6 protein-coding genes are annotated in these 6,140 nt (G+C 49.8%); all 6 read right to left on the reverse strand.

Going from position 1 to position 6,140, the window contains the following annotated elements; all coding sequences use genetic code 11:
* Positions 1 to 18: 18 nt before the first annotated feature.
* The 6 genes from purF to truA all read right to left on the reverse strand — a co-directional run bounded on the left by purF (position 19) and on the right by truA (position 6,028).
* The gene (gene purF, locus RN22_RS17265; RefSeq protein ID WP_046306154.1) at positions 19 to 1,533 is read right to left on the reverse strand and encodes an amidophosphoribosyltransferase; all 1,515 of its coding nucleotides are present in this window, start codon (positions 1,531 to 1,533) and stop codon (positions 19 to 21) included.
* 77 nt (positions 1,534 to 1,610) lie between these two features.
* The gene (cvpA, locus tag RN22_RS17270) at positions 1,611 to 2,102 is read right to left on the reverse strand and encodes a colicin V production protein (RefSeq protein ID WP_046306156.1); all 492 of its coding nucleotides are present in this window, start codon (positions 2,100 to 2,102) and stop codon (positions 1,611 to 1,613) included.
* 63 nt (positions 2,103 to 2,165) lie between these two features.
* Complete coding sequence (locus RN22_RS17275) at positions 2,166 to 2,702, reverse strand: SPOR domain-containing protein (RefSeq protein ID WP_046306158.1); 537 nt, start codon at positions 2,700 to 2,702, stop codon at positions 2,166 to 2,168.
* A gap of 2 nt (positions 2,703 to 2,704) precedes the next feature.
* Positions 2,705 to 3,973: a bifunctional tetrahydrofolate synthase/dihydrofolate synthase gene (gene folC / locus RN22_RS17280; RefSeq protein WP_046306161.1), complete on the reverse strand. Its 1,269-nt coding sequence runs from the start codon at positions 3,971 to 3,973 to the stop codon at positions 2,705 to 2,707.
* 94 nt (positions 3,974 to 4,067) lie between these two features.
* Complete coding sequence (gene accD / locus RN22_RS17285; RefSeq protein WP_046306163.1) at positions 4,068 to 4,994, reverse strand: acetyl-CoA carboxylase, carboxyltransferase subunit beta; 927 nt, start codon at positions 4,992 to 4,994, stop codon at positions 4,068 to 4,070.
* Positions 4,995 to 5,233: 239 nt separating this feature from the next.
* On the reverse strand, positions 5,234 to 6,028 hold the full coding sequence (truA, locus tag RN22_RS17290) for a tRNA pseudouridine(38-40) synthase TruA (RefSeq protein ID WP_002537793.1): 795 nt from the start codon (positions 6,026 to 6,028) through the stop codon (positions 5,234 to 5,236).
* Between the last annotated feature and the right edge of the window lie 112 nt (positions 6,029 to 6,140).

Below are 6,140 nucleotides of genomic sequence, written 5' to 3' on the forward strand. Positions count from 1 at the left end.
TACTACGATTGGTATAAGTTAACTCTCGTTGTAAATTTCGAGATTCGCCAATTCTTGCTGTTGTTCACGAACCGCTTTGGATTCGTCGTTACGCAGGCTTTCCAGATAATCCAAGTATTCCTGGTTGATGTCGCTGGTCACGTATTCGCCACTGAACACCGAGCTCTCAAATCGTTTGATATCAGGGTTGCCTTCACGAACAGCCTCTTCTAAATCGGTCAAGTCTTGGAAAACTAGCCCATCAGCACCAATGATTTGGCAAATTTCTTCGACTTCGCGGCCATGTGCAATCAGCTCATTTGCACTCGGCATGTCTATACCATAAACGTTCGGGAATCGGATCTCTGGTGCAGCTGATGCCATGTAAACACGTTTCGCGCCGGCTTCACGTGCCATTTCAATGATTTGCTCAGACGTCGTACCACGAACAATCGAGTCATCCACCAGCAGGACTGACTTGTCTTTAAACTCCGAGCGGATTGCATTGAGCTTACGACGCACTGACTTACGACGTTGCTGTTGACCCGGCATGATGAAGGTACGGCCGACATAACGATTCTTCACGAAACCCTGACGATAAGGTTTCTCTAGCACCTGTGCGATTTCCAGTGCGATGTCACAAGAAGTTTCCGGAATTGGGATAACAACGTCGATATCCAGGTCGTCCCACTCGCGACGAATTTTTGCGCCGAGCTTTTGGCCCATGTTAACGCGCGCACCATACACTGAAATCTTGTCGATGAACGAGTCTGGACGCGCAAAGTAAACAAACTCGAAGATACATGGAGACAACGCAGGGTTGTCTGCGCATTGGCGGGTAAACAGCCGACCATCAAAGGTCGCGTAAACGGCTTCGCCCGGCGCAATATCGCGTACGAAATCAAAGCCGACAGCATCCAGCGCCACAGACTCTGAAGCCACCATGTACTCTTCTCGGCCATTCACAGTGCGCTTGCCCAAGCAAAGTGGGCGAATACCATGTGGGTCGCGGAAAGCGATCAGACCGTGGCCAATAATCATCGCTACCACAGCGTAGCCACCGGTCACTTGTGCGTGCAATTCACGAACCGCTTTGAACACATCTTCTTCGGTGAGTTTTTTAGAGGCTACATTGTCGATTTGGTGAGCAAGAACATTGAGGAGAACTTCGGAATCTGAGGTGGTGTTGAGGTGACGACGGTCTTGTTCAAACAGAGATTCACGGAGTTGGTTGGCATTGGTCAGGTTACCGTTGTGCGCCAGCGTGATGCCATAAGGTGAGTTCACGTAAAATGGCTGCGCTTCGGAAGCACTGGAGCTACCTGCGGTTGGGTAACGGGCATGGCCAATTCCCACGGTTCCCTGCAGTCTTTGCATGTGCTTCAGTTGGAAAACATCTTTGACCAGGCCGTTCGCTTTTCTCAGGCGGAAACGGTTATCGTCAATGGTGACAATCCCTGCTGCATCCTGACCACGGTGCTGAAGTACTGTCAACGCATCGTAAATTGACTGATTAACCGGGGTCTCGCCCACGATCCCAACAATCCCACACATGTATGCTGTTCCTTGTAACGCGAAATTGAGCCCAGGGAACTTGTGGGTTTGCCCGCGAAGCTTGCCGCGGGAAAACCTTAGATCACCTTAGGCAGAAAGCTGGAGCTTTGCTCCAAATAAGAGAAAAACCACTCAATCACTACCCCAAATTTAGGGATTAACTGTGATTGTTTCCACTCTGGAGAGTTCGCCAAGCTGGTAAAGGCATCGAGGAAAAACAGTAGTGCCGCGACAATCAATACGCCACGAATTCCCCCGAAAACAATCCCCAACACGCGATCTGTGCCTGAAAGGCCAGTTTTTTGTACTAACTGACCAATCACGTAGTTGACAACCGCGCCAACAATCAGGGTGGCAATAAACAGCGCCGCTATCGCCGCACCGTTTCGAATCATTTCGTCATGAATATTTGTAAAGTAGGCAGCCAGTTGCGGGTAGAAGTTGCTCGCAACAAAGAAGGCACCAAACCATATCACCAGCGACAAGGCTTCTTTTACAAAACCGCGGACCAAGCTAATCAGAGCAGAGAAGCTGATCACGCCAATAATGATGTAATCTATCCAATTCATCTTTTAATCATCTGAGCGATTCGCGCGCATTTTAACAGAAAAAATGACGACGCAAACGTTTTCTTATGGGTTGAGTGGGTTAAATCTAAGCAGTTGGCCTTTCAATCCGGTCAAAGACTCTAAATCTGCAGTCATCGACTCAAGTTTTTCTTTTGAGATATCAGGGCCTACCTCGACACGGGCCAATTCACCTTCCTGAATATCACGCGGCATCAGTTGAGCGGGATAGCCTTTACTGCGGAGCGTTGATACCAGGTTTTTGGCATTGTCGATATTGCGGAAGGTGCCGAGACGGATCACCCAAGCAGAATCGACATAGCCATCTTTTGGTTCGGTGGCCTCAACAGACGCCGTCGAAGTCTCTGGTTCGTCGATGGTCACCATGACTGGCGATTCCGGCGGCATAAAACTTTCGACCTCTTCCGGTGCTTGAACAGGCTCTGCCAGCACGGACTCGTCGACTTCTTCACGCAATGGAATAGCTTGATAACTTTCTTCGTAATGTGCTTTCTCGCCATCAAATACATCGGGGAGGAAAATCACGCCCAGAGAAACCAGAATGAGCGTCCCGACCAAGCGATTTTGAAACTGGGTTGCCACGTTTACTCCTGTTTTTGGAGGTGGTCGGCGATTTCACCGACAGTATGGAATGAACCGAACACGATGAGGATGTCACCATGAAAGTCCAACGCCGTTTTTGCTTTCTCAAAAGCCAGCGTTGGTGATGCAAAGCCTTCAACACCATCAGGTAGGTGAGAAGTAATTTCTTCCCAAGAAGCTGCGCGCGGACCAGTCAGCGAAGCGGGATACCAGTGATCCACAACAGGCTTCATTTCCTCGACAGTAGCGGCGATGTCTTTGTCATGCAGCATGGCGACCACTGCATGCACGCTACCATTAGCCGCGTCTTTCAGTTCTTGAATCTGTTTAGCTAGGTAAGCCGCAGAATGTGGGTTGTGCGCCACGTCCATCAAAATCAATGGAGATTCAGAAACGCGTTCCATTCGGCCTGCCAGTTTGACTGACTTCAAACCATCAACGATGTGTTCATCAGTCACTTCCAACTCAGACAAGCCCAACGCCATCAGCGCCGTTGCAGCATTTGGCAGCGGCAAGTTAGGCACTGGTAAATCGCGCAAATCAAATGCGCCACATTGCCAATGCCACACATCGCCTTCCTTTTCATAGGTGAACTGGTAACCCACCTGATGGAGATTCGCGCCGATATCATCGGCATGGGCAGCAACGCTTGCCGGTGGCTCTGGCTGACCACACACTGCAGGTTTACCCGCGCGGAAGATCCCGGCTTTCTCGAAACCAATGACTTCGATGTCATCACCCAACCAATCTACATGGTCCACTGCCAAACTGGTGATCACCGATACATCGTGGTCAACGACATTGGTAGCGTCCAAGCGGCCACCTAAGCCGACTTCCAGTACCACCACATCAACTTGGTTATCCTGGAACAGCCAAAGTGCTGCCAACGTCCCGAACTCAAAGAAGCTAAGACTCGTATCACCTCGCAGCGCTTCTATCGCTGCGAAAGCTTCTGAGTGTCTCTCATCATCCAGCTCTTTGCCGTTAATGCGCACACGCTCGTTATAACGCACCAAATGAGGAGAGCTGTAAACGCCAACCTTATAACCCGCCTTGAGAAGAATGGTTTCGATAATGGCACAAGTCGAACCTTTGCCATTGGTGCCGGCTACCGTAATGACCGTTGGCGCGGGTTTGGTCAACTTGCCTTTGTTCGCAACCAGAGAAACACGGTCTAGGCCTAAGTCAATCGCGCTGGTATGAAGAGATTCAAGGTACTGCAACCATGCAGACAGTGGTGAATTTGCACCCGGAGAAATGAGTTCTGACATTTGTAATCTATTCTATTGTCCAATGCTTCAATCATATCAGTTAAAAGACAAAGAGCGCCATAAGGCGCTCTTTTGATGTTTATTTGTGGGACACTTATTCGTTATCGTCCACTGGCTCAGCTTCAACCACTTCGCCTTCCAATGGTTTATCGACAGATACCACCAATGGAGACTCTTGATTGGTCATCTTCGCTAGAAGACCACCGATTCGCTGACGCATTTCACGACGGTCGACAATCATGTCAATGGCACCGTGTTCCAGCAGGAACTCACTGCGCTGGAAACCTTCTGGCAGTTTCTCACGCACGGTTTGCTCGATAACACGCTGGCCTGCGAAACCGATCAGTGCTTTTGGCTCACCGATGTTCACGTCGCCCAACATCGCGAAGCTTGCGGTGACGCCACCAAAGGTTGGGTCAGTCAGAACAGATACAAAAGGCAGGCCTTTTGCAGACAAACGCTCAAGCGCTGCACTGGTTTTCGCCATTTGCATCAGCGACATCAGCGCTTCTTGCATACGGGCACCGCCACTTGCAGAGAAACAAACCAAGCCACAGTTATTTTCAATGGCTGCGTCCACCGCTTTTACGAAACGCGCACCGACAACAGCGCCCATTGAACCACCCATAAAGGCAAATTCAAAAGAAGCAGCAACCACTGGCATGCCCAGCAGCTCACCTTTCATAACGATCAGAGCGTCTTTTTCGCCACTTGATTTCTGCGCCGCTGAGATGCGGTCTTTGTATTTCTTTGAGTCACGGAATTTGAGCAGGTCTTTCGGCTCCAGCTCATCACCAATTTCTACGCGGTTACCTTCATCAAGGAAGGTTTCCAGACGCTTGCGTGCGCTCATGCGCATGTGGTGGTCACACTTTGGACACACATGCAGGTTACGCTCAAGTTCTGCGTGGTACAGCACCTGTTCGCAAGACGAACACTTGGTCCAGACGCCTTCAGGAATCGAAGCCTTACGTGAAGAACCGATATTGCTTTTTGTCAGAATTTTTTCAAGCCAGCTCATGAACGACCTTTTGTATTGGAGCACTCGCCGCTTACATCATTACCATGCACTGTTTCGCTCACCATGAGCGCGGTCTGTGCAGAGATGGGCAAGTGGCCTTGATATCTACGAATTCAACGAAGAATTAAAACACAACTTGTTAAGACTTTGGACAAAAAACTGGTACTACCTATTGTTAGTCCCACTTCTGTCTACTTTGCTTTGTAACGAAGAGGCGATTTTCCTCGACGCTTTGCTGGTTACAGTTGTTCGTCCGGCAGAAACAGCGGACCTACCGGCGAAGATGGCAATTCATATTCCGCCGGATAGTCGACCTCTACCAGATACAATCCTTCTGCTTTTGCTGTCGCTGCCGCTAAGTTGCGATCTTTGATTTCCAGTAGCCATTTCAGCCACTCAGGTTTTTGCTCCTTGCGGCCAACGGCAATCAGGCTGCCTGTAATGTTTCGCACCATATGGTGAACGAATGCATTGGCCTTGATATCAATGATCACGTAACAACCCTGACGAGTCACATTTATATGGTGAACATTTCGCCATGGACTGTTTGATTGACAGTGAGCAGCACGGAAAGAAGTGAAATCATTCTCGCCCAATAAATACTGTGCCGCTTCATGCATCAGTTTTTCATCCAGCTCACCATGATAGTGGCTGACACCATGACGCAGGATGCCCGGACGCAACGCGTGGTTGTAGATAACGTAGCGATAACGACGGGCAGTTGCGGTAAAGCGAGCGTGGAACTCGTCTGGTACTTCTTTGGCCCAACGCACTGCAATGGCATCTGGCAAATGCGTATTGACGCCCATTGTCCACGCACGAAGCGGTCTTGAGCCTTCAACATCGAAGTGAACAACCTGACCTGTGCCGTGCACGCCAGCATCGGTGCGGCCAGCGCACTGCACTTCTATAGGCTGATTGGCGATTTTGGACAGGGCTTTTTCAAGGTGTTCCTGAACGCTCGGTACTTCACGCTGGCGTTGCCAACCATAAAATTTCGCACCGTCGTATTCCACACCTAGGGCAATTCTCATCGTGTTTTCTCTGTATTGCTGGTTATCTAAGGCGGCGCATTATATACCCAAACGACCCGAAAATGCAGGATTCAGCGAGATTGACTGGCGTAGTGATCGCGGCGTTCCTTTG

The sequence above is a fragment of the Grimontia sp. AD028 genome (genome assembly GCF_000973155.1).
GTDB lineage: Bacteria > Pseudomonadota > Gammaproteobacteria > Enterobacterales > Vibrionaceae > Enterovibrio > Enterovibrio indicus.

Excerpts from the sequence above, each read along its gene's own strand:
- purF (WP_046306154.1), bottom strand. The coding sequence starts at position 1,533 with ATGTGTGGGATTGTTGGGATCGTGGGCGAGACCCCGGTTAATCAGTCA.
- cvpA (WP_046306156.1), bottom strand. The coding sequence starts at position 2,102 with ATGAATTGGATAGATTACATCATTATTGGCGTGATCAGCTTCTCTGCT.
- folC (WP_046306161.1), bottom strand. The coding sequence starts at position 3,973 with ATGTCAGAACTCATTTCTCCGGGTGCAAATTCACCACTGTCTGCATGG.
- accD (WP_046306163.1), bottom strand. The coding sequence starts at position 4,994 with ATGAGCTGGCTTGAAAAAATTCTGACAAAAAGCAATATCGGTTCTTCA.
- truA (WP_002537793.1), bottom strand. The coding sequence starts at position 6,028 with ATGAGAATTGCCCTAGGTGTGGAATACGACGGTGCGAAATTTTATGGT.